A 3,160-nucleotide genomic window follows, 5' to 3' on the forward strand; every position below is an offset into this window, starting at 1 on the left:
ATTCTTATGCAAAAGGTCTCGCCCCATGCTGATCGCCGCCAATAAGGCTGTCTCCATCGACTATACCCTGACCAACGACGCTGGTGAGGTCATCGACAGCTCCGCCGGCGGCGCTCCGCTGGTTTACCTGCAAGGCGCAGGCAACATCATCCCGGGCCTGGAAAAAGCCCTTGAAGGCAAAGCTGTCGGTGACGAGCTGAAAGTGGCCGTTGAGCCGGAAGACGCTTACGGTGAATACGCCGCTGAACTGGTCAGCACCCTGAGCCGCAGCATGTTCGAAGGCGTTGACGAGCTGGAAGTCGGCATGCAGTTCCACGCTTCGGCGCCGGACGGCCAGATGCAGATCGTCACCATCCGTGATCTGGACGGCGACGACGTCACCGTTGATGGCAACCACCCTCTGGCCGGTCAGCGCCTGAACTTTGAAGTGAAGATCGTTGATATCCGTGACGCCAGCCAGGAAGAAATCGCTCATGGTCACGTCCATGGCGAAGGTGGCCATCACCACTGATTTTCTGCGCTAAGCTTCGAGTACTGGAGAGGCGCCTGTGGGCGCCTTTTTAGTCCGCGGCTGTCCTTGGTGGCCTCGCCAAGTGGCTGTTTCGAGTAGAACACGAGAATCCTGGAGTTCGGCATGAGTGCTTTTCACGACCTTAAGTTGACAGCCCTGGATGGTCAGGAGCTACCGCTGGCGCCGTTCAAGGGCCAAGTCGTGCTGGTGGTCAACGTGGCCTCCAAATGCGGCTTGACCCCTCAGTACGCGGCACTGGAAAACCTCTACCAGCAATACAAAGATAAAGGCTTTGCTGTGCTGGGCCTGCCGTGCAACCAGTTTGCCGGTCAGGAGCCAGGCTCGGAGAAAGAAATCCAGGAGTTCTGCAGCCTCAACTATGGCGTGACCTTTCCGTTGTCGAGCAAGCTCGAAGTCAACGGCCACGAGCGGCATCAGTTGTATCGCCTGCTGGCGGGCGAGGGCGCCGAGTTTCCCGGTGACATCACCTGGAACTTCGAAAAGTTTCTGCTCGGCAAGGACGGCCGCGTGCTGGCACGGTTCTCGCCGCGTACGGCGCCGGATGATCCGACCATCGTGCATGCGATTGAAAAAGCGCTGAGCTGACAAGCAGCATCAAAAGATCGCAGCCTTCGGCAGCTCATACAGGGGGTTTTTGTTTCCTCTGTAGGAGCTGCCGAAGGCTGCGATCTTTGCTTTTCAATCTTTTAATCATTAATCACCCAAATCAATAATGCTATTCAAAGGCTCCGGCCCTCCATATTATCGCCGTCATAAATCGATCGCTATGGAGCCTCTCGATGCCTGTTCAAGCCCTGTTCAAACCGTTCCACCTCGGCACTCTCGAACTGCCGACCCGCGTGGTCATGGCGCCAATGACCCGCTCGTTCTCGCCGGGCGGCGTGCCGAATTCCAAAGTCATTGAGTACTATCGCCGTCGCGCGGCCGCTGGGGTTGGCTTGATCATCACCGAAGGCACCACGGTCGGCCACATCGCGTCCAACGGCTATCCTAACGTGCCGCAGTTTTTCGGTGACGCGCCGCTGGCCGGCTGGAAAAAAGTTGTCGACGCCGTGCACGCCGAGGGCGGCAAGATCGTCCCGCAACTGTGGCATGTCGGCAGCGTACGTCGCCTTGGCACCGAGCCGGACGCCAGCGTGCCGGGCTACGGTCCGTCGGAAAAACTCAAGGACGGTCAGGTCGTGGTTCACGGCATGACCAAACAGGACATTCAGGACGTGATCGCTGCGTTCGCCCAGGCGGCCAAAGACGCGCAAAGCATCGGCATGGACGGTGTGGAAATCCATGGCGCCCACGGCTATCTGGTGGACCAGTTCTTCTGGGAAGGCAGCAATCAGCGCAGCGACGAATACGGTGGCAGCCTGGCCAACCGTTCGCGTTTTGCCATCGAATTGATTCAAGCAGTGCGCGCGGCTGTCGGTGAGGGCTTCCCGATCATCTTCCGTTTTTCGCAATGGAAACAGCAGGATTACACTGCGCGTCTGGTGCAAACCCCCGAAGCGCTGGGCGAGTTTCTCAAGCCGCTGTCCGACGCCGGTGTGGACATTTTCCACTGCTCGACCCGACGCTTCTGGGAGCCGGAGTTCGACGGTTCGGATCTGAACCTTGCTGGCTGGACCCGCAAGCTGACCGGCAAACCGACCATCACCGTGGGCAGCGTCGGCCTGGATGGCGAGTTCCTGCAGTTCATGGTCAACACCGACAAGGTCGCGCAACCGGCCAGCCTGGAAAACCTGCTGGAGCGTCTGAACAAAGAAGAGTTTGACCTGGTAGCAGTGGGCCGCGCGCTGCTGGTCGATCCGGACTGGGCGCAGAAAGTCCGTGAAGGGCGGGAGCAGGACATTCTTCCGTTTAGTCGTGAGGCGTTGATGACCTTGGTCTAAGCGGCGCCAGTTCGAACCATTCGCGAGCAGGCTCGCTCCCACCTTCGACCGCATTCCATCTGAAAGAATGCAGTACCCATGTGGGAGCGAGCCTGCTCGCGAAAGCTGTTTCTATGTCGCCGAAAATCTAAGGTTGTGTCTGCGCCCCAGGCACCACCAGCTCCCCCACACAAGCCCCACGCAAATACCCCTCGAACTGCTCGATAATTGCCGCCCAGCCCTGGCGACTGCCATGCTGCCGCGCATTCAGCCGCACACAGCGCAACCGCTCATCCTCCTCCAGTAACCACGCCGCCGCTTCGCAGAACGCCTGCTCATCACCGGGCATGGCTGACACGCCGTTGTAGCCGTGGCGAATATGCTGCGCCGCCGCTGCCTGATCATAGGCAACGACGCCGAGTCCCGAAGCCAGGGCTTCCAGCACCACATTGCCGAAGGTTTCGGTCAGGCTGGGAAATACGAACAGATCTCCTGAGGCGTAGTGCGCCGCCAGTGCTTCTCCCCGCTGCGCGCCGCAGAAGATCGCCTCCGGCAGTTCTTTCTCCAGCGCCGAACGCTGCGGTCCATCTCCGACCACGATCAGCTTCAGATGGCGCTGTGGATAAGTTTCCCGCAGGGTCTCGAAGCAGCGTTTGAGCAGGCCCAGATTTTTCTCGGGGGCGAGCCTTCCTACATGGATGACCGCGATATCTTTATCAGAGAGTCCCCATTGCTCACGCAACGCGCTCTGACGTTTGCTCGGATG

At 59.4% G+C, this 3,160-nt stretch carries 4 protein-coding genes; 3 read left to right on the top strand and 1 reads right to left on the bottom strand.

From position 1 onward, the window contains the following. Positions 1-25 precede the first annotated feature (25 nt). The 3 genes from D6877_RS14835 to D6877_RS14845 all read left to right on the top strand — a co-directional run bounded on the left by D6877_RS14835 (position 26) and on the right by D6877_RS14845 (position 2,415). Positions 26-511, top strand: a complete 486-nt coding sequence (locus D6877_RS14835) for a peptidylprolyl isomerase (protein WP_016771661.1) — start codon at positions 26-28, stop codon at positions 509-511. Positions 512-634: 123 nt separating this feature from the next. Further along, complete coding sequence (locus tag D6877_RS14840; protein WP_130911284.1) at positions 635-1,117, top strand: glutathione peroxidase; 483 nt, start codon at positions 635-637, stop codon at positions 1,115-1,117. Between the two features lie 194 nt (positions 1,118-1,311). After that, the gene (locus tag D6877_RS14845; RefSeq protein WP_130911285.1) at positions 1,312-2,415 is read left to right on the top strand and encodes an NADH:flavin oxidoreductase; all 1,104 of its coding nucleotides are present in this window, start codon (positions 1,312-1,314) and stop codon (positions 2,413-2,415) included. Between the two features lie 127 nt (positions 2,416-2,542). Here the strand turns inward: D6877_RS14845 and D6877_RS29930 are convergent. Then, positions 2,543-3,160: glycosyltransferase (locus tag D6877_RS29930; protein ID WP_241662904.1), on the bottom strand; the 618-nt coding region annotated here is incomplete at its 5' end.

It is taken from the genome of Pseudomonas sp. Sample_9 (assembly GCF_004307535.1).
Taxonomy (GTDB): domain Bacteria; phylum Pseudomonadota; class Gammaproteobacteria; order Pseudomonadales; family Pseudomonadaceae; genus Aquipseudomonas; species Aquipseudomonas mercuritolerans.